Source organism: Mesorhizobium ventifaucium, from assembly GCF_935822925.1.
GTDB classification, from domain to species: Bacteria; Pseudomonadota; Alphaproteobacteria; order Rhizobiales; family Rhizobiaceae; genus Mesorhizobium; species Mesorhizobium ventifaucium.
Genome location: NZ_CAKXZS010000011.1, coordinates 243,061 through 267,428 on the forward strand (window position 1 = coordinate 243,061; position 24,368 = coordinate 267,428).

A 24,368-nucleotide genomic window follows, 5' to 3' on the forward strand; every position below is an offset into this window, starting at 1 on the left:
TGCATGAACGTTCGCCGGGCAGTGGTGCTCTTATTTCGCCGGCCAGTGCCGCGTTGCTCGGTGCCAGAGGCTGGACGTCCGAAGAGCCCTTGATCGTTTCGGTTCCCTGAACGGAGAAGCCCGCGCCTCACGGAGGTGGACGCGGGCTGATCGGAGGGTGCAATCCGAACTCGCAGCAGGATCTGTTAGATGCTGCAGAAGCCGAACTTTCGCTCAAGCCAAGTTGTTCCATACGGAAACAAAAAGCCCGCCGCACCTTTTCGGCACAGCGGGCGAGACACCGTAGTCGTTCACGTCAGTCAATATGCTCGGGCAAGTCCTTCAACTGGTCGGTGGTCATTTGCGTGATGGCATGCACATTGCCGTCTTCGTCCCGCATAAAATCGAGCTGACTGGCATACAGCGCCACGCGCTTTGAGCCGATGCCGAGGAAACCGCCAACATCGAAAACGACCTGGGCGTCGTCCCCGGTTCCATGGACGTGGTCTACCGAACTGATTTCCTCATCATCGCGACCGTAGATGGTCGCTCCTTCAATCTATCAGCGCGCAGTTCGGCATTCGTAAGCCGTACGTGATGGTGTGGTCCATTGTAGGGTCTCCTCTCACTTGGTCTGAGGTAACCCCCCGACCGGCCAACTGTTCCGAACGATTATTTGCGGCTCTATGGAGAGTAACAGATGCCTACTGTGCGTAACGGAAACTGAAAGGCGCTATAGAAAATACCAACCAGCGAGGGCGTACCCTGCCAAGCCCAACATAGAGAGCGCATACAGAACCAGGAACAACGGAACCACGGACGGCTGGCTGTCGAGGGCGGGGTCAGCTTTTTCCAGTTCCTCGACCAGATTGCGATCCCGCCTGGCCTTCGTGACCACCAAACCGTTCGGCCCAATTTTACTCTCGGTTTCTCTCGAGATTCTTTTCGCGATATCGGCTCGGATGACTGGATCATCTGGCAGGTTGCCCGGAAACCACTCGGGAGGATTGTCGCCATCGTTCTTGTCCATGGCGCCAACAATGTTTCTGCCTCACTTACGTTCCAAGTTTCTAATGTAAAATTTTGACCAAGACCCGGTCACTTCAACGGCGTGGGAAGGAAAGGCGGCTGTCGGGGAACGACACAATCAACCGTCAACCAGCGAACCCAAAAGCCTGCATCTGCCAAAACGGCCATTTCGCTGAGAGTTTGCTTCATGCCGGCGAAACCCGCACCAGCGCCCTGTGTATTCCGTGCGAGTAATAAGCCCGCGCCTCTGGCGGAGAGCGCCATGATTGAACGGGCCTTGTCCTTGTCGCCGCCTTTCAGTGCCTTCTCCGCCTGTTTCTTGGCTTCCTTGCTGTTCAGGGTGGCCAGGGTCTGGTCTATCCTCGCGGACCTAGTCTCGCCCTCCCATTCCTTGCGCATGGCGTCCTGAAGCCGTAGACGCTGGCAGGCCCGACAACTCGCGTGGGTCCCTGAAAAATTCGCCGTAATTCGGCTAGTCTGAAGCTGAAAACCCGGCAACCACCGGGATTTTCAGCACACTAGCTGCTAATAATACCAATCCCAGACCCAAACACGCCTGCGACGGCACCGAACGCGCCGATAGCCATTTCGCCAGTAACGACGGCAGATCCTTCTCCAAGCGCGCCGCCTGCGCCGCCGCCTGCGGTGCCAGCTCCGATGGCGGACCGGCTCCGCTTGCGTATCTTCATCCTCGAAGGCTTCCATAACAGGCGCGTCGAGTTCATCGAGAATGCCATTTCTGGCGCCCGGTACGCCGGCTACCGCGTTGATTGGCCGAACTGTGCTCACAAGGGCTGCTGCGCCAGCAACGCCAAGCATTCCTGTCAAAAATAATCGCCGATCCATGGAAACCTCCAATCTTCAAGCCAGCGAGACAAGGTTCGCAACTTGAAAAATAGCGCGTTGGATACAAAAGCAAAGTTAGAGCCATTTAAAGAAAATTTGCTGGTCGGCCCCGCGAACATATGACCGCACGCGAAGCGGTAACTGGGTCGATTCTCACTATGCCGCATTGCACAATCACGCTGCGTGCGCAAAATGCGGCATGATCCGGAAATCCCTCACCGTCCTGGTGATCGACGAAAACCACATCCGCGCCTCCATCATCGAGGCGGGATTGCGGGAGGCCGGGCATGAGCAGGTCACGGTCGTTCACGATGTTGCGGGAATAGCGCGGCGCATTGCCGAGATCGAACCAGACGTAATCGTCATCGATCTCGAAAATCCCAACCGCGATATGCTTGAAAACATGTTCCAGCTTTCGCGCGTGGTGAAGCGGCCGATCGCCATGTTCGTGGACCGGTCGGATCAGGCTTCAATCGAAGCTGCGGTGGAAGCGGGAGTCTCCGCCTATGTCGTCGACGGGCTGCGCCAGGAGCGCGTCAAGCCGATCCTCGACATGGCAATCAGCCGCTTCAACGCGTTCTCGCGGATGGCGCGCGAACTGGAGGAAGCCCGCAGTGAATTGGAGGACCGCAAGCTCATCGACCGCGCCAAGGGCATCCTGATGCGGTCGCGCGGCCTGTCTGAGGAGGCGGCCTATGCGCTTTTGCGCAAGACCGCCATGAACCAGAACCGCAAGATAAGCGAAATCGCGCAGAGCCTGGTGACGGCGGCAGGCCTTCTGGATCCCGGAGAGAGTTGAGCATGGCGGCCGAACACCAGATCAATGCCGGTTTCATGCCGCTCTTCGACAGCGCCGTTCTTGTCGCAGCGAAGGAGATCGGCTTTGCCGCGCGCGAAGGCGTCGACCTGACGCTTAGTCGCGAAACGTCCTGGGCCAACATCCGCGACCGCATCGCGATCGGGCATTTCGACCTGGCGCATATGCTGGGGCCGATGCCGATCGCCTGCAATGTGGGGCTCACCCCACTCGCCTCCGACACGATCGTGCCGTTCTCGCTGGGGCTGGGCGGCAACTGCGTAACGGTTTCGACCACGCTCTGGGCGGGCATGGCCGCGCACGGCGCTTTGCCCGATCTCGATCCGGCGCGCGCCGGCAAGGCCTTGGGAGCGCTGATCCGTGAACGGGCAAATGCCGGTCGCGACCCGCTGCGCTTTGCGGTCGTGCATCCGCACTCCGGACACAATTACGAACTGCGCTACTGGCTCGCCGCCTGCGGCATCGATCCGTCGCGCGAAATAGAAATCGTCATCGTGCCGCCGCCCTTCATGGCCGACGCACTCGCCGCCGGCAGGATCGACGGCTACTGCGCCGGCGAACCGTGGAACAGCGCCTCGGTCGTCGCCGGAACCGGCCATATCGCCACGGTCAAGGCGACCATCTGGAAGACCAGCCCCGAGAAAGTCGTCGGCGTGCGCAAGGCCTGGGCCGAAAAACACCCGGAAGCCCTTTCGGCGCTGCTGCGCGCGCTCCATCACGCCGCGCGCTGGTGCCAGGATCCGGCAAACCGCGGCGAACTGGCCGCCTTGATGGCGCAGCCTTCCTTCCTCGGCCTTTCGCCGGCGCTGCAGATGCCGATCCTGACCGGACATCTTGCGCTGGGCGGCGGCGCGGAACTGACCGTCGAGGACTTTTTTCTGCCTTTCGGCAAGGCGGCAAATTTTCCGTGGAAAAGCCACGCGCTGTGGTTCTACACGCAGATGGTCCGTTGGGGGCAGGTCAAGCACAGCGCTGCCCACATGGCGCTCGCGCGCGACACCTACCGGCCCGACCTCTATCGCGCAGCGCTGAAGCCGCTCGGCGTCGCCCTGCCGGGGGCCAACGCCAAGGTCGAGGGGGCGCTCACCGCTGCCACCCCGGTAGGCTCGGCCGGCGCCAGCCTCGCCCTTGGTCCGGATGGTTTCTTCGACGGCCGTATCTTCGATCCCGACAGGATCGACGACTATCTCGCTATCCGCGACTGGGCGATGCCGACGAGTTGAGCATTCCTTGCGCACTACCGTGCACTGCACAATTTTTGTGCCACTGCACAATGAACGTGACTGCTGCGTGAGCATCGACAATCCGGCGGCCCAGTCTTCGCGCCCACGCTATCGATTGTTTTCATTGCCGAATTTGCCGTAAGTCTAAACTGGCACGGTTCCTGCATAGTAATCCATAGGCCTTCAGGCCACGGGATACGGCGTCCAATGGCGGGCGCCACAGGCAAAGCTGCCGCTCAGGTCAACACGCGATCCGGATCAACGGACGCAGTGGCCTGGTCGGCGGCTTTTTTGTTTTTGGTCGAACACGCAAATCGACGGCGCAGATCCCAAGCCGCGCCCAACGGAGATAACGATGACGAAACGCATCAAAACCCAATCCGCCCTCAAGGGCGTCACCCGCCGCGATTTCCTGATGATGAGCGCGGCCACTGCGGCAACGCTGGCGGCGGCGCGCGCGCTGCTGCCGTCCGGCGCCTATGCCGCGACCGCCACGCCGGAAGTGACCGGCGCCAAGCTCGGCTTCATCGCGCTGACCGATGCCGCACCGCTGATGATCGCCAAGCAGAAGGGCCTGTTCGAAAAATTCGGCATGCCCGATGTCGAGGTGCTCAAGCAGGCCTCCTGGGGTGCGACACGCGACAATCTGATGCTCGGCGGCGAAGCCAACGGCATCGACGGGGCCCATATCCTGACGCCGATGCCTTATTTGATGCACACCGGCAAGGTGACGCAGAACAACCAGCCGATGCCGATGGCGATCGTGGCGCGGCTCAACTACGACTGCCAGGCGATTTCCGTCGCGCAGGAATATGCCGGCACCGGCGTCGGCCTCGATGCCTCCAAGCTGAAGGACGCCTTCGCGGCCAAAAAGGCCGAAGGCAAAGAGGTGAAGGCCGCCATGACTTTCCCGGGCGGCACCCATGATTTCTGGTTGCGCTACTGGCTGGCTGCCGGTGGCATCGATCCCGACAAGGATGTCTCGACCATCGTCGTGCCGCCGCCGCAGATGGTCGCCAACATGAAGGTCGGCAACATGGACGTGTTCTGCGTCGGCGAGCCGTGGAACGAGCAACTCGTCCATCAGGGCGTCGGCTTCACCGCCGCCACCACGGGCGAACTCTGGAAAGGCCATCCGGAAAAGGCGCTCGGCCTGCGCGCCGCCTTCATCGACAAGAACCCGAACGCCTCCAAGGCGATCCTGATGGCCGTCATGGAAGCCCAGCAATGGTGCGAAGCCATGGAAAACAAGGACGAGATGGCGGCCATCATCGGCAAGCGGCAATGGATGAACGTGCCGACCGCCGACATCATCGGCCGTCTCAAGGGCGACATCAATTACGGCAACGACCGCGTCGCTACCGGCACCGACCTCTACATGAAGTTCTGGAAGGGCGGTGTGTCCTATCCGTTCAAGAGCCACGACAGCTGGTTCCTCGCCGAAAACATCCGCTGGGGCAAATTCGCGGCGACCACCGACATCAAAGAGCTGGTCGATCAGGTCAACCGCGAAGATCTGTGGCGCGAGGCGGCGAAGGATCTCGGCGTCGCTGCGGCAGACATCCCGGCGTCTTCATCGCGCGGTGTCGAGACCTTCTTCGACGGCAAGATCTTCGATCCGGCCAATCCGTCCGCCTATCTCGACAGCCTGAAGATCAAGGCATCGGCCTGACGTCGCCGGCAGCGACGCCACTTGGCGCCGCCTGTCACTCCAATGCTCAAGGAGCTTTTTGCGAAATGTCTATCCAAGCCATCAAGGACCCCAACGTGAAGGCGTTCCCCACGCCTGCCAAGCCTGCAGAGGTCATAGCTTTCACCGCCAAGGTGAGGCGCCGCTTCGAACCCGGCGCGATCGCCGGCAAGCTGGCGAGCACGCTGGTGCCGCCGGCAATCGTCATCGTCGTCATGCTCGTCATCTGGCAGATCGCTTGCTCGTCGCCCAACGCCAGCTTGCCGCCGCCTAGCCAGGTATGGACCGAGGCCTACGATCTGATCGCCCATCCGTTCTTCGATTATGGTCCGCAGGATATCGGACTGGCCTGGCGGGTGCTGATCTCTCTGCAGCGCGTCGCCATCGGCTTCGGCCTGGCTGCAATCGTTGGCGTTGCGCTTGGCGCGCTGGTCGGCCAATCGATCTGGGCGATGCGCGGCCTCGACCCGGTGTTCCAGATTCTGCGCACCGTGCCGCCGCTCGCCTGGCTGCCGCTGTCGCTGGCCGCTTTCCGCGACTCCAGCCCGTCGGCGATCTTCGTCATCTTCATCACCTCGATCTGGCCAGTGATCATCAACACCGCCGTCGGCGTTCGCAACATTCCAGAGGACTATCGCAACGTCTCGCGCATCCTCAGGCTCAACCAGCTCGAATTCTTCGTGAAGATCATGGTGCCGGCCGCGGCACCTTACATCTTCACCGGCCTGCGCATCGGCATCGGCCTGTCCTGGCTTGCCATCGTCGCCGCCGAAATGCTGACCGGCGGCGTCGGCATCGGCTTCTTCATCTGGGACGCCTGGAACTCGTCGCGGCTGCCCGACATCATCGTTGCGCTCGCCTATATCGGCGTCACCGGCTTTTGCCTCGACCGCCTGGTCGCGGCGGTCGGCGCCTTCGTCACCCGCGGCACAACGGCAAAGTGAGGAGAGGGCAATGACGGCCTATCTGAAACTCGACCATATCGACAAGTCATTCGCCCGCGGCGGCCAGGTCAGCGAGGTGCTGAAAGACATCCGGCTGACCATCGACAAGGGCGAATTCGTCTCGATCATCGGCCATTCCGGCTGCGGCAAGTCGACCTTGCTCAACCTGATCGCCGGGCTGACGAAAGTGACCGCCGGAGCCGTCCTGCTCGAAAATAAGGAGGTCGACAGCCCCGGTCCTGAACGCGCCGTGGTGTTCCAGAACCACAGCCTGCTGCCATGGCTCACCGTCTACGAAAACATCAACCTGGCGGTGTCGAAGGTGTTCGGCCGCACCAGGAGCCGAGCCGAACGGCACGACTGGATCATGCGCAATCTCGACCTCGTGCAGATGGCGCATGCCAGGGACAAGCGGCCCGCCGAGATTTCGGGCGGCATGAAGCAGCGCGTCGGCATCGCCCGCGCGCTGGCCATGGAGCCGAAGATCCTGCTGCTCGACGAGCCCTTCGGCGCGCTCGACGCGCTGACGCGCGCGCATCTGCAGGACGCGGTGATGGATATCCATTCGAGGCTTGGCTCGACGACGATCATGATCACCCACGACGTCGACGAAGCGGTGCTGTTGTCCGACCGCATCGTCATGATGACCAACGGTCCGGCGGCGACCATCGGCGAGGTGCTTGCGGTGCCGCTGGCCCGGCCGCGCCGCCGCGTTGAGTTATCCTCCGACCGGACTTTCCTGCGCTGCCGCGAGGCGGTGCTGAAATTCCTCTACGAACGCCACCGCTTCGTCGAAGCCGCGGAGTAGCTCAATGACCGAAAAACTCGTCATCATCGGCAACGGCATGGCGCCCGGGCGGATGCTGGAGCATCTTTTCGAACAGGCGCCCGGTCTCTACCAGGTCACCATCTTCAACGCCGAGCCGCGGGTCAATTACGACCGAATCATGCTGTCGCCGGTGCTGTCGGGTGAGAAGGCTTTTGAGGAAATCATCATCCATGGCGACGGCTGGTACATCGCCAACGGCATCACCCTCTACAAGGGCCATAAGATCGTCGCCATCGACCGGGCGGCGAAGACCGTCATCTCCGACCACGGCGTCACCGAACCCTATGACAAGCTTGTCATCGCCACCGGCTCGGTGCCGTTCATCATTCCGGTACCCGGCCACGATCTGCCGGGCGTGCTCACCTATCGCGATCTCGACGATGTCCAAGCCATGCTGCTTGCCGCCCAGTCGCGAGCCAAGGCCGTGGTCATCGGCGGGGGGTTGCTCGGGCTGGAGGCAGCCGCGGGCTTGAACTCGCAAGGCATGGACGTCACCGTGCTGCATGTCATGCCGACGCTGATGGAGCGTCAGCTCGATCCGGCCGCCGGCTATCTGCTGCAGCGAGCTGTCGAGCAACGCGGCATCAAGGTCATCACCAAGGCCAACACCCAGGCGATCACAGGCAAGAGTAAGGTCGAGCAGGTGGAACTCGCCGACGGAACCATCATCCCGGCGACGCTGGTCGTCATGGCGGTGGGCATCAGGCCGAATGCGACGCTGGCGAAAGACGCCGGCATTGCCGTCAATCGCGGCATCGTCGTCGACGCCGGCATGCGCAGCAACGATCCCGATATCTATGCGCTCGGCGAATGCGCGGAGGTCAACGGACAGGTCTACGGGCTGGTGGCGCCGCTCTATGAGATGGCGCGTGTCGCGGCCAGCCAGCTTGCCGGCAACGAGGCGGCGGCTTTCGTCCATATGGACACGCCGACCAAGCTCAAGGTCACCGGCATCGAGCTGTTCTCGCTCGGCGACTTTGCCGAGGGCGAGGACCGCCAGGAGATCGTGCTGCGCGATGCCGCCGCCGGCGTCTACAAACGGCTGGTGCTCAGGGATGACCGCATCATCGGCACCGTGCTTTACGGCGAGACGGCGGACGGCGCCTGGTTCAACGACCTCAAGAAGAAGCAGACCGACATATCGGAAATGCGCGACACGCTTATCTTCGGCCAGTCATACCAGGGAGGCGCCTCCCTGGACCCTATGGCGGCCGTTGCAGCCTTGCCGGATGATGCGGAAATCTGCGGCTGCAACGGCGTTTGCAAGGGAAAGATCACTGGCGCGATCACGGCTAAAGGCCTGACCTCGCTCGACGACGTGCGCGCTCACACCAAGGCGTCCGCCTCCTGCGGCTCCTGCACCGGGCTGGTCGAAAAGCTGATGGTGCTGACCATCGGCGACAAATATAATCCGGCGGCGGTGCAACCGATGTGCGGCTGCACCACGCTCGGCCATGATGAGGTCCGCCGGCTGATCAAGGCCAAGGACCTGAAGACCATTCCCGCCGTCATGCAGGAACTGGAATGGACCACCTCCTGCGGCTGCGCCAAATGCCGGCCGGCGCTCAATTACTATCTCGTCTGCGACTGGCCGGATGAGTATGCCGACGACTACCAGTCGCGCTTCATCAACGAGCGCGTCCACGCCAACATCCAGAAGGACGGTACCTATTCGGTGGTGCCGCGCATGTGGGGCGGCGTCACCAATGCCGCCGAACTGCGCGCCATTGCCGACGTCGTCGACAAATTCGAAATTCCAATGGTCAAGGTCACCGGTGGCCAGCGCATCGACATGCTCGGCATCCGCAAGGAGGATCTGCCGGCGGTGTGGGCCGATCTCGGTCAGGCCGGCTTCGTCTCCGGCCACGCCTATGCCAAGGGACTGCGCACGGTGAAGACCTGCGTCGGTTCAGACTGGTGCCGCTTCGGCACGCAGGATTCGACGGGGTTCGGCGTCCGCATCGAGAAATTTATGTGGGGCTCGTGGACGCCGGCCAAGGTCAAGATGGCGGTGTCGGGCTGTCCTAGGAACTGTGCGGAAGCAACCTGCAAGGATGTCGGCGTGATCTGCGTCGATTCAGGCTACGAGATCCATTTCGCCGGGGCAGCCGGCCTCGACATCAAGGGAACCGAGGTGCTCGGCCTGGTCAAGACCGAGGACGACGCGTTGGAGCATATCGTGGCGCTGACGCAGATGTATCGCGAGCAGGGCCGCTATCTCGAGCGGATCTACAAATGGGCCAAGCGCATCGGCATCGCCGAGATCAAGCGCCAGATCATGGACGATGGCGAGAAGCGCAAGGCCTATTTTGACCGCTTCGTCTTTTCGCAGAAATTCGCGCAGGTCGACCCGTGGTCGGAACGCGTCTCCGGCAAGGACAAACACGAATTCCGGCCGATGGCTTCGGTCGGCTTCGCGCAGGCGGCGGAGTGATCATAATGAATTGGATTGCTGTCGGCACGCTCTCAGACGTCCCGCGCCGCGGCGCCCGCTGCGTCGCCACGCCTCAAGGCAAGATCGCCGTCTTCCGCACGGCAGAGGACCAGGTCTTCGCCATCGAGGACCATTGCCCGCACAAGGGCGGACCGCTCTCGCAGGGGATCGTCCATGGCGCGGCCGTGACCTGTCCCTTGCACAATTGGGTGATCTCGCTGGAAACCGGCAAGGCGCTTGGCGCTGACGAAGGTGCGGTGCGCACCATTCCGGTGCGGATCGAGGGCGAGCGTCTATTCATTGCGCTGGAAGCGCTGGCCAGTCGCGCGGCTTGAGCATGAAGATCGACGAAGCGCGCGAGGTGAGGACCACCTGCCCCTATTGCGGGGTGGGCTGCGGCGTGCTGGCGAAGGTCGCCGCGGATGGCCAAACAGCCGTCCGCGGCGATCCTGACCATCCGGCGAATTTCGGCCGGCTGTGTTCCAAGGGCTCGGCGCTGGCCGAGACAATCGACCTCGACGGACGGCTGCTCTATCCGGAGATCCACGGTCGCCGCACCGACTGGGACGAAGCGCTCGACCTTGTCGCCTCGACCTTCTCGCGGACCATCGCCGAGCACGGTCGCGACGCGGTCGCCTTCTACGTCTCCGGTCAGTTGCTGACCGAGGACTATTATGTCGCCAACAAGCTGATGAAAGGCTTCATCGGCTCGGCCAATATCGACACCAATTCGCGCCTGTGCATGGCCTCGTCGGTTGCCGGCCACCGCCGCGCCTTCGGCTCTGACACGGTGCCGGGCAGCTACGAGGATCTGGAACTCGCCGATTTGATCGTGCTGGTCGGCTCCAATCTCGCCTGGTGCCATCCCGTGCTCTACCAGCGCATTGCCGCTGCCCGGGAAAAACGGCCCGACATGAAGGTGGTGTTGGTCGACCCGCGCCGCACGATGACCGCCGATATTGCCGACATGCATCTGGCGATCGCGCCGGATGGCGACGTCGCGCTGTTCACAGGGCTGCTCGCTTATCTCGGCCAGCACAACGCGCTGGACCGCACCTATATCACGGCGCACACGAGCGGCTTTGGGCAAGCCCTTTTTGCCGCCTCGGCGCTCGACCTTGCCGGTGTCGCCGCTGCCACGGGCCTCGGCGAGGACGAACTTGTCCGCTTTTACAGCCTGTTTGCCGCGACGGCGAAGACGGTGACCGTCTACAGCCAGGGGGTAAACCAGTCGTCCTCGGGCACCGACAAGGTCAACGCCATCATCAATTGTCATCTCGCCACCGGCCGCATCGGCAAACCCGGCGCCGGGCCGTTTTCGGTGACCGGTCAGCCCAACGCCATGGGTGGCCGCGAGGTCGGTGGCTTGGCCAACATGCTGGCCGCCCATATGGAGATCGAAAACCCTGAACATCGCGACCGCGTGCAGCGTTTCTGGAGTGCGCCGACCGTCGCCGAAAATCCCGGCCTGAAGGCGGTCGAGATGTTTCAGGCGGTAGCCGACGGGCGCATCAAGGCGCTATGGATCATGGCGACCAACCCGGTCGACTCGATGCCGGATGCCGATGCCGTCGAGGCGGCGATCAAGGCCTGCCCGTTTGTCGTGGTTTCGGACGTATTGGCCAAGACCGACACGGTCCGCCACGCCCACGTCCGGCTGCCCGCCGCCGCATGGGGCGAGAAGGACGGCTCGGTCACCAATTCGGAGCGCCGCATCTCGCGTCAGCGCGCCTTTTTGCCAGTGCCCGGCGAGGCAAGGGCCGACTGGTGGATCGTCGACGAAGTCGCCAAGCGGATGGGTTTTGCCGAAGCGTTTTCGCATCCGTCTCCCGCGGAGATCTTTGCCGAGCATGCAGCGCTGTCGGCATTCGAGAATGACGGCGCCCGCGATTTCGACATCGGTGCGTATGCCGGGGTCGATGCAGAAGACTACGACGCGCTGGTGCCTTTCCAGTGGCCAGCGCCGAGCCCGGGCACCCCCCTCTGGCCTGCCGGCCATCTCCCCCTCAAGGGGGGAGATCGGATGTCACCGCCGATTTCGCCAATCGCCGACGTCGCCGAAAAGGCGCTCCAGGGGAAGCTGCCAATCTCCCCCCTTGAGGGGGAGATGGCCGGCAGGCCAGAGGGGGGTGCCTGGCGCCGACCGGAGGTTAAAAGCAGCCGTTTCTTCGCCAGCGGCGGCTTCTACACGCCCGACCGCAAGGCGCGCTTCATCGCCATCCGCCCAACCATTGAAACCCGCACCAGCCCGGATCATCCGCTGGTGCTCAACACCGGGCGCGTTCGCGACCACTGGCACACCATGACACGAACCGGCAAGAGCCCGCGGCTGTCGCAGCACCTGGCCGAGCCGTTCGCCGAAATCCATCCGCTGGACGCGCAGCACTTTGGCATTGGCGATGCCGACATCGTGAGCGTCTCGACCGCGGATGGCGAGGTGCTGGTTCGCGCGCTGGTGACAGCGCGGCAGCGGCCAGGCTCGGTCTTCGTGCCGATGCATTGGACAGACCAGTTTTCCGCGCGGGCTCGTGTCGATGCGCTGGTGGCGCCTATCACCGACGCTGTGTCAGGGCAGCCGGCCTCGAAGCATGTTGCCGCCCGCGTGGAACGCTTCGCTGCCGTCGCTTTCGGCTTCGCGATGCTTGCCGAACGGCCAGCCTCGATCGACGCAGACTATTGGAGCCTCGCCCGCTGCACCGCCGGCTGGCGCCTCGAGCTTGCGTTGAAGGCTGGTCGGGACTGGCCGGGTTTCGCGGCTTCGCTTTTCGGGGCGGACGCGCTAGGCGAGACGCTCGCCTATCATGACGTTGCCGGCGGGCACTATCGCTTCGCCCGCTTTGCCGGCAGCCGGCTGACTGGCGCGCTCTATCTGGCGCCCAGGCCGGTCGCGGTGTCGCGCAGCTGGGCGGTGGAGCAGTTGAGCGCTGACCATGCCGATCGGCGCGGGCGGCTGGCGATCGTGGCGGGGCGGCCGGGTGGCAACAGCGTCGATCGTGGTGCCGTTGTCTGCTCCTGTTTCGGGGTCGGCGCCAATCAGATCGCCGAAGCGGTGCGCGGAGGTTGCGTAAGCGTCGAAGCGATCGGCGCCACCTTGCATGCCGGCACCAATTGCGGCTCCTGCCGCGCCGAGATCAGGACCATCATCGAGGCGCGACGCCTTCACGCGGCGGAGTGAGGGCGTCTAAAGCGCGTCGCGTTTGACCGCCTCATGCGACGCGCTTTAGGTTGTTGTTTTATGCATGTCGTTATCGCAAAACCGCCGCACACATTTGCGCGACATGCATTAAAACTCTGTCACGCCGGGCCTCGGCGCTTACCAGCAATTTACAAACCGTGGGCTACCAACGTCTTATTCGATTCGTTCCGAGCAGGACCCTTATGAGCAAAGCCCTCACTTCATTCGCATTGGTGGCCATATTGACGGCTTTGCTGATGGCTCTCAGCCTGGCGGTGGCCAGGCATGGCTATCCCTTTGGTGCGATCGGCGCAGAACGCTTGGACGGCGTCGCCGATGCCGGGACGTTTATCCCGCTCGCGGCCGTGTACTTCTTCAGCGCGCTGCTGATGATGATCCTCCCGATCAGGGTCGCCGGCATCGTCCTGACACATGCTGCGGATGCGATCTTCTGGACAGTCATCGTGTTGTTCGCGGCCATCATTGGCGGCCTCGCCGCCAGATGGGCTTTTGACCGAAGCAATATCTTGCCGACACTGCTGAATTGGCGGTTCCTGTTTGTCGTAGCCGTCGTCGGCTGCCATCTCTTCATGAACGAGCTGCGCCGCAATATCCTGCTGAGAAGCCTGTTCTTTGTCGTCTTCGCTGCAGCGACGCTCGCCTGCCTGTTTTGGTCGTTCACCATCTGAGTATCCCGCGCAGGCGCTGGATTGACGGCTTAGTTCTTGTCGACCGGCTTCGAGCGCATGCGCGAAACGGTCTCGCGTTCGGCCCGCTTCGAACGCATCGGCGGCAGGCCGCGGTCGATCAGGTCCATGTCTTCCAGCACCATGTCGCCCATGCGCTTGAAAGCGATGTCGAGCGCGCCGGCCCGGTGGGCGGAGCGCAGGAAGCCGGGCAGCGTGCGGACAGGATGGTCCTGCGCCAGCGGCTCTTGCGGAAACACATCGCTGGCGGCGACGATGTGGCCGCTGCGAACTGCATCCATCAGCGCCGGAAAATCGACCACGCCGGCACGGCTGAGCAGGATGAAGGCGGCTCCTTTGCGCATCCTGGCAAAGGCCTCAGGGCCGAGAAAACCCTGGTTTTCGCTGGTCACCGAAGCGACGACGAAGACGAAATCGCTACTCGACAAAACCGTGTCGAGGGAAGCCGGCTCGACGCCGTTCTCGATCAGGATCGAGGGCGGCAGCCACGGATCGAAGACCTTGGTCCGCGTGCGAAAGCCCGACAGCAGCCGGTTGAGCGCACGGCCGAGATCGCCGAAGCCGATGATACCGACATCCGCGCCGAAGAGAAGCCGCGCCGTCCGGTTGCCGTCGCCGCCCCACAGCTCCTTGCCCTGCCGGAAGGCGAGATCGGCGTCGACGATGTCGCGGGCGAGGTTGAGCGCCATGGCAAGGCCGAGCTCGGCCACCGGCTCGGCGAAGACCAGGCCGGTGGTGACGACATGGATGCCGCGCGAAAACAGTGTCTCATACGGCATGTTGTTGATGAGGTTGCTCTCGACATTGAAGACGCAGCGCAGCGCCGTCATCCTTTCCAGCGTCTCCGGCGCGATCGGCGGCTGGCCGACAATGTAGCGCGCCTCGGCAAGCACATCGTGTGGCAGGCCCACGACGCCTTCTGGCGACGTTTCGACGATACGGTATCTGGCGCGGAATCTCGCCAGTGCCTCGGGCGTGAAAATCAGGTCGAGCGTGCGTGGCTCGGGCGCGCTGATCACCAGCGGCAAGACGCTGTCGGACATGACGGTTCCTCCTGGCGCGATCCGCGTCGCACCACATTAGAATCATGGTTTACCACCTCGACACCCAAGCAGGCTTGCGGGGCTTCGCTTGCTGGGTTTTTGTTTGTCGCAGATTTTTATCGGAAAACCATCGAACACTTTTCCGAAACCTGCTTAGCACATGCCTGTCGAGGAGCAGAACATTGCCGCTGGCGGCCTTGCGGTGTGGCCGCCGGTGGTCCAGATAGACGGCAATCGAAGGACGACAAGGAAGACAGCGATATGATCCCGTTTCGAAAGAACCTCATTGATGGCGAGTGGGTGGGCGATGCCGGCTCCCGCAACATCAATCCTTCCAATCTCGACGACGTGGTCGGCGAATATGCGTCGGGGGACGCCGAGCAGGCGCGGCAGGCCATCGCGGCGGCGAAAGCGGCATTTCCGGCGTGGTCCCGATCGGGCTTGCTGGCACGCCATGCGGTGCTGAGGAAGGCGTCGGACGAGATCACTGCGCGGAAAGATGAAATCGGCCGGGCGTTGGCGCGCGAGGAAGGCAAGACGCTGGTCGAGGGTATTGGCGAAACCGTGCGGGCCGCCCAGATCTTCGATTTCTTTGCTGGTGAGACGCTGCGCCTGTCAGGCGAGCTGGTTCCAAGCGTGCGGCCCGGCGTCGGTGTCGAGATCACGCGGGAGGCGGTCGGCGTCGTCGGCATCATCACGCCGTGGAATTTCCCGATCGCCATCCCGGCGTGGAAGATCGCTCCTGCCCTGGCCTATGGCAACACCATCGTCTTCAAGCCGGCCGAGCTGGTTCCGGAGAGCGCCTGGACCATTGTCGACATATTGCACCGCGCCGGCCTGCCTAAGGGTGTGCTCAATCTCGTCATGGGCAAGGGTTCGGTGGTCGGCCAGGCCATGCTCGACAGCCCTGACCTGAATGCCATCACCTTCACCGGCTCGGTCGGCACCGGCAAGCGCGTGGCTGCGGCCAGCGTCGAGCACATGCGCAAGTACCAGCTCGAAATGGGCGGCAAGAACCCGCTTGTCGTGCTCGACGATGCAGATCTTGCCGTCGCCGTCGACTGCGCGACCAATGGCGCATACTTCTCTACCGGCCAGCGCTGCACGGCGTCGTCCCGCCTTGTCGTGACGGACGGCATCCATGACCGCTTCGTCGATGCGATGAAGGATCGCCTCGCCAAGCTGGTCGTCGGCGACGCTCTTGATGCCAAAACCCAGATCGGACCCGTCGTCGACCAGAGCCAGTTGAAACAGGACGAAGACTATATCGCCATTGGCCGCCAGGAAGGCGCCGATCTCGCCTTCGGCGGCGAGCGGCTCGATCGCGAAACCCGCGGCTTCTACCTGCAACCAGCGCTGTTCACGCAAGCCACCAACGCCATGCGCATTTCACGCGAGGAGATTTTCGGACCAGTCGCCAACGTCATCCGCGTCAAGGACTATGACGAGGCCCTGGCAGTAGCCAACGACACGCCGTTCGGGCTGACGTCGGGCATCTGCACCTCGAGCCTCAAGCACTCCACGCATTTCAAGCGCAACTCGGAAGCCGGCATGGTGATGGTCAATCTGCCGACGGCGGGCGTCGACTTCCACGTGCCTTTCGGCGGACGCAAGGGATCGAGCTACGGCCCGCGCGAGCAGGGCCGCTACGCAGCGGAATTCTACACTACGGTAAAGACCGCCTACACGTTCGCCGGCTAAGTAAATCAAGCAGACGAAATCGAAAGGCCCTCCCAGCAAGCGCGAGTTGCTGGGAAGGCGAACGTCTTCGTACCGAAACGACAGCGACCACTGGGCGTAGCCGTCATTCAGCGGGGTCCTTGCGAGGAGGGCTCGCCGGCTGCGACAGCCAGCCGCCGCTGAACCCGGCCTTGCACAGGCCGCGACGGATATGCGGGCTCGACCGCATCAGGTCCCAGATCAGGCGCGAGCGGTGGTTTTCGATCATCAGCACGACGATGCCTTGGTCCAGTCCATAATGCGCATCCGATATCCAGCCACTCGGCCCGAACTTCCGCCGGTTCGCCACCGTCGGGTTGAAGCCGCTCGGCATCCTGAAACCGTCGATCACCTCGGGGTGGCGTTCTCTGAGATGGCGCAGCGCCGGCAGGCAGATTTCCGGCGCGAAAGGCAGCGATGCAAGATACGACCACGGCGCGATCGTTCCGTCATCGGGGCCGAACGGTGCGCCGCGCGCCGCATAGCCGGCAAATTTGCGCGATCGCCGCTCGATCTGCGCGCGGAACTTGCCGGGTCCGTCACCCGCCGAAAGTCCCCAAAGTCCTTCGCCGTAGCCGTCATAGCCAGAGGGGTTGTGCCGCGCATAGTCCCGATGAAGGTAGGTCGCGCGGCGGCTGTTTTCGAAATAGTCCGAGTTCTTCTCCCGCATGAACGCATCCCGGATGCCGTCGAAGTCAATCCAGGCATGCGAGAACTGGTGCATGAACAGCGGGCCGCCATAGAGCACGTCGTAGCCGTAGATGTTTTCCCACTGATATGTCGCCGTCCAGCCGGCATAGCTGTCGTCCGAGGCTGGCTTGTCCGGGGCGGCCATTGCCAGGACGTAAAGGATCGTCGCTTCGTTGTAGCCTTCCCAGCCATAACGCAGAAAGCCGCTCTTCGGCTTCCAGCCCTGTCGCAAGGTCGGTCTGCTGCCTTGCATCCATCGCCAGTCGACGCGCCGGTACAGCATTTCCGCCAGCTCGCGAATTTCGGTTTCGTCGTCAGTGTCGCCTGTGAAATAGGCGCCAGCCGTGAGCACGCCGGCCATCAGCAGCGCCGTGTCAACTGCCGACAACTCGCATCGCCAGGCGCGCAGGCCGGTCCGCATGTCCAGGAAATGGTAATAGAAGCCTTTGTGGCCGGTGATGTCGTCGCCGTTGCCTTGCCGGCTGTTCCAGAAGAAGCGCAGTGCGGCAAGCGTCAGCTTAACGGCTGCGTCGCGCGTCATCCAGCCGCGCTCGACTCCGACCGGATAGCAAGACAGGGCAAAGCCGACGACCGCGATGCTTGCCGGCCAATTTGGCCGCGACGTGTCGGCAACCAGTCCGTTCTGCGGATTCACGGTTTCCAGAAAATAGCCAAAGGCGGCGCGCTGGAAGCGGTCGAGCAGGTCTTCGTCGGACAGTGGAGGTTCGACCCTATGCAAGCGACGTGAACTCCAGTCTGGCGTCCCTGGTTGCAAATCGGTCCAGTGCTTCAATAGGTGGCCCGGCCGCCGGAAATGTCGAAAACGGCGGCCGTCGTAAAGGAACATTCCTCGGATGCGATCCACGAGATCAGCGCCGCCACCTCCTCGACCTCGCCGAACCGCGCCATCGGTATCTTCGACAGCATGAAATCGATGTGCTGCTGGCTCATCTGCTGGAAGATCGCGGTGCGCACCGCCGCCGGCGTGACGCAGTTCACCGTCACCTTGGTCTTGGCCAGTTCCTTACCCAGCGACTTGGTCAGGCCGATCACCGCCGCCTTGGAGGTGCTGTAGGCAGAGGCATTCGGGTTTCCCTCCTTGCCGGCGATCGAAGCGATGTTGACGATCCTGCCGTAATTGCGCTCGAGCATGTGCGGAACCAGCGCCTTGTTGCAGAAGAAGACGCCATTGATGTTGATATCGATGACCCGGCGCCAATCCTCCACCGAATAGTCCCAGGTCGTCATGTTCGGTCCGGTGATGGCCGCACTGGTGACCAGGATATCGACCGCGCCAAGGGCTTGGATCGTCTGCCGGGCGGCTTGTTCAACAGCTACGGGATCGGCAACATCGACAGTCACGCCGTGCAGGTCGGCAATGACAGCCTTGGCCTGCTCGATCTGGGTGGAGTCGCGATCCCAGACACAAACGCGCCCGCCCTCTTCAACGATTCTTTGCGCGACGGCCAGGCCAATTCCCGACGCGCCGCCGGTGATCACGGCCGACCGCCCGCCAAACCGTCCCGCAAAACTCATCGTCATGTGCTCGTCCTCCCAGTCGGCGGCGAATGTGAAGTCAACGGCGGACAAGTTCAAGCCAGAGTCTGGAGCCTCCGAGCAGGTTCATGGTGGGCTGGCCGTGGCTACACGTTCTTGGTCCGGTGCTGAAAGAACTGGTGCCGAGGCGCTCGGTGATCTCGCGGGGATGGCCGGTGAGGATGAGCTGGACGAGTTTTCGCTCCCGCAGCGAGAGTACCGGCACGAGCCGGCCGGAATGCTCGGTGCTGCCGCATGGCCCGTCGTGGCATTTTACCCCCTTCCGGGGCGCCCTATGGCTGTTTTCGCCTCATTTGGGTGACAGGCTGTCGGGGATGGCTTATATTGCACTGCACAATGGAAGCGTTGGCGCATGGCGCGGCGGCAGATCGGCATTGAACTGCATGGACGGGAATTCGTTACCGAGATGAAGATTCCAAAATCTCTGTTGATCGACCCCGAGAAGAACACGGTCTACGGTAGCTTTGCTGTTGCCATCTCCATTTGGGCGTTCTCCTACTCCTCGGTTTTTGGACCGATTCTGATCCTGGCCTATTATGCGGTCTGGCTTCCCCTGATCATGGTAGATTATCGGCGGCTGTTGCGACATGCCTCCAGTGCGTGGCTGCCGCTGGCGTTTGCAATCTACGTCTGCCTCTCGGTGTTCTGGTCGGATGCCCCCGGCATCACGTTGCGAACGGCAATCCAGTATTGCTCCCATATCGCCTGCGCCTACATCGCCGCGCGCACCGTCAGCGTCCGGACGTTGACGATAGGCTCGCTGATCGGGATTTTTCTCGTGCTGCTCTATTCGCTCAGCGTCGGGAGTTATTCCTATGATGTCCTCGACGGGACGTATAATTTCGTCGGCGCTTTCAGCTCCAAGAACCAGCTCGGCTTTGTCGCCTCCCTTGGCATCTATTTTTGCGTTGTCTTCCTGGCCTTTCTCAGGCGCGGCCGGATAAGCTTTATCCTGACGGCGCCCATCCTCGTCCTATCGGCCTATCTTCTGATCATGGCACATTCCGCCACCTCGACGGCTTCGATACCGGCAGTTCTCGCTCTGGTGGCTCTGCTTGCCGTGGCCAAGAAGCTTCCACTCCGCTATCGACGGGTGATTTTCGTGGTCGGCGCATGCGGGCTGGTCGTGGTCACCGGGGTTGCCTTTGCAGGACTTCTGGATTTCGTCCTTGGCGCCTTCGGAAAAGATTCCACGCTCACCGGACGGACCTATCTCTGGGAGCAGGGCTGGGAAGCGGCGCAGCAAGCGCCGATCCTCGGCGTCGGCTACGCGGCCTATTGGGTGCAGGGGTTCGCCGAGGCCGAGCGGCTTTGGAACGAGTTCTACATTACCACCCGAAGCGGCTTCCACTTCCACAACACCTATATCGAAGCCCTCGTCGAACTAGGTTATGTCGGGGCGACGCTGATTTCGCTGATCATCCTGCGCACGCTATGGGGCCATATATCGGCCCTGATATTCAGGGCGTGGCAAGCCGAGTCGGTGATTCTTGGCGGCGTGACGGTGCTTCTGTTGATCCGGTCTTTCGTTGAGATCGACACCTTCAACCCCTACATCATGGGCTCCTTCCTCCTGTATTACAGCTACTTCAAGCTGGTCAGGGTGCATGTCGCCCGTCCCCGATGGACCGCGGCCGGCCTCGCGGAACCAGAAACCGCAAGGCGCTAAGCAAAGTGGCGCGCACAAAAACGCCGCCTGACAGCGCTAAGGCCAAGCAATCATCTCATCTCACAGCAGCAGGCGAGCCTCGCCCGAGTTGGGTTTGCTGCCCATTGATCAGGCCCTAAGGGTCAGGAGCGCATACCATGCGAACCGCTTCACAAAGGGAAGCGTCAAAACTACTGAATCAACAGCTTTGCCAACTGTGTAGACGGCCTCCGAGATGGTTCGCGGCATCAGCGCGCTTCCTACGGAGCACAGGCCGAAATAGTCCACCTGGACATTGCTGAAGTAGCGGCGGGCCAAAGCGAAGTCCGAAATTAGCAAGGGATGTTCATCAGCGGTGCGGATGAGGGGCGTCCGCTTTCTGTAGGCATTCAGGAGAGGATTGTGTCCCATCGGCTCGTAGAAGGACGCCACGCCGTTCGGCTTCAGGACACGGACCACATCGGAAAAACACCGGTCCAGATCCAGGTGATGGATGATCCCGCGTCCATACACCAGGTCGAACTTGTTGTCCTCGAACGACATGGCTTCCGCATTCATCGCCAGGAATGTAGCGTTCGTGCTTCCAAGCGCACTCGCCCGTTCGTTCGCCTTGTTTACTGCTACATCCGAAATATCGATCCCCGTCAGAGATCGGCAAAGATCGGGCAGGTGCAGGGAGTCCAGGGACCACCCGCCATCGGAGCAACCGTACTCGAGCACGTCTGCGTTTTTCGAAAGCCGTTTTATCTGCTCGTCTTGACGTTCAGCGCCGTGGCGAATTGTTCGATACCACTTGTCCAGGCTTCCTCTTGGATCCTCCTCCTGACTAAATCTGAGATTGTGAAATTCTCTTTCTCGACTGACGATTACGTCCCTTTCACTGTGCATGACGAAGTCCTCCTCGGGTTTAACTTGCAACTAAAGCACAACATCTCCTTGCGCTGTAATTACTCACGTCCCGAGTTGGCGGTAGGCTGGCCTGTCGGGCAGCGAGCACAGTGTCGACGAGTGCAAGGTCGAACTCGTCCGGGTCGAACTCTTGCCGATCGAATCGGTTCGGCGTGATCGGATCGGGCGATCGTTTGAAGGCCTATTGGCTAGCCATTGGCACCAGCTTCACCTTGATCACGTCCCCAGGCAGCACGGGCGTATCTTCGCTAGCAGCGATTTCGCTGGTCTTGCCGTCGACAACCCGAACCAGGCCAAACGACATCGTTGGCTCTTCGCCGTCGCGATAGCGTTGTAGCGCCGGGCTCCCCGACATGGCTTCGGCCATCAGGCCGGTGTGCATGTTCATCTTGAGCATTGTTTCGCTGAGATCGGCTTCTGCCTGTTGCCGGCCGGTGGCGAGATCCGCATTCTGGGTGTTCTCCAGGTCGATGGCGTCCTGGTCGGCCTTGCTGATCGACTGCCTGGCGGTGAGGATAGCCGTTTCGTAATCCAGGATTTTTCCTTCCAGGTCGGCGATCGTTTGCTGCGAAGTCAGAACCCGAGTGTTGACGACAAGGCCCTTTTGCGCAAGCGAACCGATGCCGCTGAGCTGTTCCTTTGCCAGGTCGACCTGCCGCTGCTGGTTGACGATCTTTTTCTGCAGCGAATCGATCTCGCTCTGCAATAGCTTCTTCAAATCGTCGAGCGCCTGAAGGCGCAGTTTGAGATTCTTTTGATCGGCCGTCAGGATCGCCATCTCGTCGGCAACGATGCTTGCCAGCTTCGGATCCTCGGCCACCTCCTTCGGCACGTCGAATGTCGGCTTGTCGGCGATCTGCGCTTCGATGCGCGCGCGCCGAACGATCAGTCGGACCCGTTGGTCCTGGAGAACGTCAAACTCGCCCTTGGCGTTGATCATGTCGCGGGCGTACCGCTGCCCTTCGGGGGCCCGCCGGACGCCGCCGGCGATGCTCATCGCCCTCAGGACGGTCAGGCCGGGCACATAGGGATACTGGCCCGGCGTCTGGACCTCCCCGGAAATGTAGAACGGCCTGTACTGCGCCATTTCGACGGAGGCTTCCGGCCGGTCCGCCAGAGCGAGCTTGCGCTGGAGCGCCTGGCTGATCGCTGCCGCGATCTCGGATGTAGTCTTGCCGGATGCCGGCATTTCGCCGACGAACGGCACGGACAATGTTCCAGACGGGCCGACCGTGTATTCTCCGTTGACGGCCGTCCAGTCGCGGAACGTGCCTTCAACGGTCTGCCATTCGGCCACGCGGATGGTCAGCTTGTCCTGCGATCCAAGCCGGTACTCGTCGGCCGCGGCGAGTTGGGGAATGGCGAGCGCCAGCGCGAGGCAAGTGGTCATAAGCCGCATTCGTCGCATGCGATTGCTAACCGTGCCGGCCCAGGAGATTTCGAAGATGTCTGTTTTCAACTGTACGTTTTCCGATTCGCTTTAGGCCGGCCCGATGAAGCTTGCTGCAGATGCTTGGCGTCTGGACAGTCACTCCTCCACATACAACCGGCCCCCGGCCGGTCGGTCAATAGCAGCCCCGCGACATCCAGACGGCAGGCACGGTCTTGATGATGATGCGAATGTCCTCGAACAGCGACCAGTTCTCGACATAGTGGCGATCGAATGCGACGCGGCTGTCATAGGAAACGTCGTTGCGGCCGCTGACCTGCCAGAGCCCGGTCAGGCCAGGGCGTGATTTCAGGTAATAGACGGCCGAACTGCCATAGATTTCGAGCTCGTCGCGCACCACCGGGCGAGGACCGACAAGGCTCATGTCACCCTGAAGGATGTTGATGATCTGCGGCAGTTCATCGAGGCTGAGCTTCCTCAGCACGGCCCCGACGCGCGTGACGCGTGGATCGTTCTTGAGCTTGCGGGTGGCTACCCATTCGGCCTTGGCTTCCGGGTTGGCGGCAAGATATGCCGCCAGCACCTGTTCGCCATTCTGAACCATAGTGCGGAACTTGAGGCACGGGAAAATCCGTCCTCCCCGCCCGATCCGGCTGTGACCGTAGAAAATCGGCCCGCCGTCGGAAAACTTGACAAGCAGCGCGACCATCACAAACAGCGGACTGAGAGCAACCAGGCCAATCAGTGAACCGGCGATATCGAAGCTGCGTTTAAGCAGGCCGCCGATTGGTGGAAAGTCGATACCGGCCTGCGGAAAATCCGCGTCAGCCGGCTTGGCTACGTCCCTCATGCGTAAACTCCATACGTTGAACGGATGGTTTGCCGCACGATACCAAAAAAATGCTGCATCGCAACACACAATTCCTTGAGCGCCTGAAATAATCGCGTCATGAATTGACTAAATAATAAACCGATCCTGCGCAAATTTTGGCCTTTTGTGGCGCGTTCGTGACAAATTATGGGCAACCTTGGAAAATCTAGTGCCTTTTTGAGGCTGATTTTGGGCATATCGCTCTTCGGGCCAGGGGGCTGAGAATTATCCTGCTGTATCCTTGTAAAAATATAGAACGCTTTTAGAGTAAAATACTGATTAATGTTATAGCCCTTACTGAAGTGAGTCCATACCGGGTGGTTGGTTGTGATACCGGGTGTGCATCGCAACATGGCAGAGTCGATTCCCCGAGCCTATCCAAAATAATTTGCGGTTGGCCTTGCCCGCTATTGCACACCTTAATAGAGTTGCAAATTGTTTCTGTCAGAGTATGGACGGCGTGGGAAGGCCGGAAGCAACCGGCCAGAAAGCGAGTGGCCTCAACGAGCTCGCATGGCGAAGGGAGGCTCGGGGTGGGTCAATCATCGATTTTGCCCGAGCAGGTTGACGGGCTGTCGGGTATGTCGCTACCAAAATTCATTGTTGGCATGATTTTCGCGCTGGCGATCGTGGTCGCCTGGTCTTATCTCGACGGCGCTTCGCTAGGCACAACGCTCTTTCGCGCCATAGCTTGCGCCATTGTCATTCAACTGGGCTACTTCCTGCTGGTTTTCGTCATGATCGCCAGGAATACCCCGACGTCGGCTGACAAGATTCGCGACGCCGAACGAAAGCTGAGTTCGACTGAAGCGGCCGATGGCGAGAAGTTCAGTGCCGGGAGAAGCCTCCACTGACCTGACGGCAGGGA

Annotated in this window: 22 protein-coding genes and 1 pseudogene; 12 read left to right on the top strand and 11 right to left on the bottom strand. The window is 61.7% G+C overall.

The features are described 5' to 3' along the window. Nucleotides 1-295: 295 nt before the first annotated feature. The 4 genes and pseudogenes from NMG70_RS09445 to NMG70_RS09460 form a co-directional block, all read right to left on the bottom strand. A pseudogene (locus NMG70_RS09445) lies at nt 296-590 on the bottom strand (PRC-barrel domain-containing protein). Between the two features lie 122 nt (nt 591-712). Beyond that, nucleotides 713-1,009, bottom strand: a complete 297-nt coding sequence (locus NMG70_RS09450) for a hypothetical protein (RefSeq protein ID WP_254024239.1) — start codon at nt 1,007-1,009, stop codon at nt 713-715. 68 nt (nt 1,010-1,077) lie between these two features. Then, nucleotides 1,078-1,407: a hypothetical protein gene (locus NMG70_RS09455; protein WP_254024240.1), complete on the bottom strand. Its 330-nt coding sequence runs from the start codon at nt 1,405-1,407 to the stop codon at nt 1,078-1,080. Between the two features lie 73 nt (nt 1,408-1,480). Beyond that, complete coding sequence (locus NMG70_RS09460) at nt 1,481-1,627, bottom strand: hypothetical protein (RefSeq protein WP_254024241.1); 147 nt, start codon at nt 1,625-1,627, stop codon at nt 1,481-1,483. A 426-nt stretch (nt 1,628-2,053) separates the two neighbouring features. Here NMG70_RS09460 and NMG70_RS09465 point away from each other — a divergent pair, with 426 nt between their 5' ends. The 9 genes from NMG70_RS09465 (at nt 2,054) to NMG70_RS09505 (ending at nt 13,655) form a co-directional block, all read left to right on the top strand. After that, the gene (locus tag NMG70_RS09465; protein WP_254024242.1) at nt 2,054-2,653 is read left to right on the top strand and encodes an ANTAR domain-containing response regulator; all 600 of its coding nucleotides are present in this window, start codon (nt 2,054-2,056) and stop codon (nt 2,651-2,653) included. 2 nt (nt 2,654-2,655) lie between these two features. Beyond that, nucleotides 2,656-3,894, top strand: coding sequence for a CmpA/NrtA family ABC transporter substrate-binding protein (locus NMG70_RS09470; protein ID WP_254024243.1), 1,239 nt, complete (start codon nt 2,656-2,658; stop codon nt 3,892-3,894). Nucleotides 3,895-4,249: 355 nt separating this feature from the next. Then, the gene (locus tag NMG70_RS09475; RefSeq protein WP_254024244.1) at nt 4,250-5,566 is read left to right on the top strand and encodes a CmpA/NrtA family ABC transporter substrate-binding protein; all 1,317 of its coding nucleotides are present in this window, start codon (nt 4,250-4,252) and stop codon (nt 5,564-5,566) included. Between the two features lie 65 nt (nt 5,567-5,631). Continuing rightward, the gene (gene ntrB / locus NMG70_RS09480) at nt 5,632-6,528 is read left to right on the top strand and encodes a nitrate ABC transporter permease (RefSeq protein ID WP_254024245.1); all 897 of its coding nucleotides are present in this window, start codon (nt 5,632-5,634) and stop codon (nt 6,526-6,528) included. 10 nt (nt 6,529-6,538) lie between these two features. Further along, a complete protein-coding gene (locus tag NMG70_RS09485; RefSeq protein WP_077376831.1) occupies nt 6,539-7,336 on the top strand; it encodes an ABC transporter ATP-binding protein in 798 nt (265 codons plus the stop codon). A gap of 4 nt (nt 7,337-7,340) precedes the next feature. Further along, nucleotides 7,341-9,791 (top strand): nitrite reductase large subunit NirB, encoded by a 2,451-nt coding sequence (nirB, locus tag NMG70_RS09490; protein WP_254024246.1) that lies wholly within the window; start codon nt 7,341-7,343, stop codon nt 9,789-9,791. Nucleotides 9,792-9,796: 5 nt separating this feature from the next. Further along, complete coding sequence (gene nirD / locus NMG70_RS09495) at nt 9,797-10,126, top strand: nitrite reductase small subunit NirD (protein ID WP_254024247.1); 330 nt, start codon at nt 9,797-9,799, stop codon at nt 10,124-10,126. 2 nt (nt 10,127-10,128) lie between these two features. Continuing rightward, complete coding sequence (locus tag NMG70_RS09500) at nt 10,129-12,966, top strand: nitrate reductase (RefSeq protein WP_254024248.1); 2,838 nt, start codon at nt 10,129-10,131, stop codon at nt 12,964-12,966. A 50-nt stretch (nt 12,967-13,016) separates the two neighbouring features. Further along, nucleotides 13,017-13,655 carry a hypothetical protein gene (locus NMG70_RS09505; protein ID WP_254024249.1) on the top strand — a complete coding sequence of 213 codons (639 nt, stop codon included), beginning with the start codon at nt 13,017-13,019 and terminating at the stop codon, nt 13,653-13,655. 29 nt (nt 13,656-13,684) lie between these two features. Here the strand turns inward: NMG70_RS09505 and NMG70_RS09510 are convergent, their stop codons facing one another. Then, a complete protein-coding gene (locus NMG70_RS09510) occupies nt 13,685-14,716 on the bottom strand; it encodes a hydroxyacid dehydrogenase (protein WP_254024250.1) in 1,032 nt (343 codons plus the stop codon). Between the two features lie 264 nt (nt 14,717-14,980). Between NMG70_RS09510 and NMG70_RS09515 the strand changes: the two genes are divergently transcribed. Next, nucleotides 14,981-16,417, top strand: a complete 1,437-nt coding sequence (locus tag NMG70_RS09515) for an aldehyde dehydrogenase family protein (RefSeq protein WP_254024512.1) — start codon at nt 14,981-14,983, stop codon at nt 16,415-16,417. A 103-nt stretch (nt 16,418-16,520) separates the two neighbouring features. On the opposite strand, the gene NMG70_RS09520 is transcribed toward NMG70_RS09515, so the two are convergent. Together NMG70_RS09520 and NMG70_RS09525 are read right to left on the bottom strand one after the other, a co-directional pair. Beyond that, nucleotides 16,521-17,864, bottom strand: a complete 1,344-nt coding sequence (locus NMG70_RS09520; RefSeq protein WP_254024251.1) for a glucoamylase family protein — start codon at nt 17,862-17,864, stop codon at nt 16,521-16,523. 50 nt (nt 17,865-17,914) lie between these two features. Then, nucleotides 17,915-18,667: an SDR family NAD(P)-dependent oxidoreductase gene (locus NMG70_RS09525; protein ID WP_254024513.1), complete on the bottom strand. Its 753-nt coding sequence runs from the start codon at nt 18,665-18,667 to the stop codon at nt 17,915-17,917. A gap of 421 nt (nt 18,668-19,088) precedes the next feature. Here NMG70_RS09525 and NMG70_RS09530 point away from each other — a divergent pair, with 421 nt between their 5' ends. Next, nucleotides 19,089-20,351, top strand: a complete 1,263-nt coding sequence (locus NMG70_RS09530) for an O-antigen ligase family protein (RefSeq protein ID WP_254024514.1) — start codon at nt 19,089-19,091, stop codon at nt 20,349-20,351. A 108-nt stretch (nt 20,352-20,459) separates the two neighbouring features. Here NMG70_RS09530 and NMG70_RS09535 read toward each other — a convergent pair whose 3' ends face one another. The 4 genes from NMG70_RS09535 to NMG70_RS09550 all read right to left on the bottom strand — a co-directional run bounded on the left by NMG70_RS09535 (nt 20,460) and on the right by NMG70_RS09550 (nt 23,697). Beyond that, nucleotides 20,460-21,218: a class I SAM-dependent methyltransferase gene (locus NMG70_RS09535; RefSeq protein WP_254024252.1), complete on the bottom strand. Its 759-nt coding sequence runs from the start codon at nt 21,216-21,218 to the stop codon at nt 20,460-20,462. Between the two features lie 202 nt (nt 21,219-21,420). Further along, nucleotides 21,421-22,629, bottom strand: coding sequence for a polysaccharide biosynthesis/export family protein (locus NMG70_RS09540; RefSeq protein WP_254024515.1), 1,209 nt, complete (start codon nt 22,627-22,629; stop codon nt 21,421-21,423). Between the two features lie 175 nt (nt 22,630-22,804). Beyond that, complete coding sequence (locus NMG70_RS09545; RefSeq protein ID WP_254024253.1) at nt 22,805-23,479, bottom strand: sugar transferase; 675 nt, start codon at nt 23,477-23,479, stop codon at nt 22,805-22,807. Next, entirely contained in the window at nt 23,476-23,697 is a 222-nt protein-coding gene (locus tag NMG70_RS09550) for a hypothetical protein (RefSeq protein WP_254024254.1), read from the bottom strand. Before NMG70_RS09550 ends, NMG70_RS09545 begins: the two co-directional genes overlap by 4 nt. Before the next feature lie 297 nt (nt 23,698-23,994). On the opposite strand from NMG70_RS09550, the gene NMG70_RS09555 reads away from it, so the two are divergent. Then, complete coding sequence (locus NMG70_RS09555) at nt 23,995-24,354, top strand: exopolysaccharide production repressor protein (protein WP_254024255.1); 360 nt, start codon at nt 23,995-23,997, stop codon at nt 24,352-24,354. The last annotated feature ends 14 nt before the right edge of the window (nt 24,355-24,368 follow it).

Coding starts and splice junctions, on each gene's coding strand:
- NMG70_RS09535 (WP_254024252.1), bottom strand. CDS start 21,218: ATGCACAGTGAAAGGGACGTAATCGTCAGTCGAGAAAGAGAATTTCAC.
- nirB (WP_254024246.1), top strand. CDS start 7,341: ATGACCGAAAAACTCGTCATCATCGGCAACGGCATGGCGCCCGGGCGG.
- NMG70_RS09455 (WP_254024240.1), bottom strand. CDS start 1,407: ATGCGCAAGGAATGGGAGGGCGAGACTAGGTCCGCGAGGATAGACCAG.
- NMG70_RS09510 (WP_254024250.1), bottom strand. CDS start 14,716: ATGTCCGACAGCGTCTTGCCGCTGGTGATCAGCGCGCCCGAGCCACGC.
- NMG70_RS09500 (WP_254024248.1), top strand. CDS start 10,129: ATGAAGATCGACGAAGCGCGCGAGGTGAGGACCACCTGCCCCTATTGC.
- NMG70_RS09465 (WP_254024242.1), top strand. CDS start 2,054: ATGATCCGGAAATCCCTCACCGTCCTGGTGATCGACGAAAACCACATC.
- NMG70_RS09450 (WP_254024239.1), bottom strand. CDS start 1,009: ATGGACAAGAACGATGGCGACAATCCTCCCGAGTGGTTTCCGGGCAAC.
- NMG70_RS09550 (WP_254024254.1), bottom strand. CDS start 23,697: ATGCCCAAAATCAGCCTCAAAAAGGCACTAGATTTTCCAAGGTTGCCC.
- NMG70_RS09545 (WP_254024253.1), bottom strand. CDS start 23,479: ATGAGGGACGTAGCCAAGCCGGCTGACGCGGATTTTCCGCAGGCCGGT.
- NMG70_RS09525 (WP_254024513.1), bottom strand. CDS start 18,667: ATGACGATGAGTTTTGCGGGACGGTTTGGCGGGCGGTCGGCCGTGATC.
- ntrB (WP_254024245.1), top strand. CDS start 5,632: ATGTCTATCCAAGCCATCAAGGACCCCAACGTGAAGGCGTTCCCCACG.
- NMG70_RS09530 (WP_254024514.1), top strand. CDS start 19,089: ATGAAGATTCCAAAATCTCTGTTGATCGACCCCGAGAAGAACACGGTC.
- nirD (WP_254024247.1), top strand. CDS start 9,797: ATGAATTGGATTGCTGTCGGCACGCTCTCAGACGTCCCGCGCCGCGGC.
- NMG70_RS09540 (WP_254024515.1), bottom strand. CDS start 22,629: ATGACCACTTGCCTCGCGCTGGCGCTCGCCATTCCCCAACTCGCCGCG.
- NMG70_RS09475 (WP_254024244.1), top strand. CDS start 4,250: ATGACGAAACGCATCAAAACCCAATCCGCCCTCAAGGGCGTCACCCGC.
- NMG70_RS09485 (WP_077376831.1), top strand. CDS start 6,539: ATGACGGCCTATCTGAAACTCGACCATATCGACAAGTCATTCGCCCGC.
- NMG70_RS09470 (WP_254024243.1), top strand. CDS start 2,656: ATGGCGGCCGAACACCAGATCAATGCCGGTTTCATGCCGCTCTTCGAC.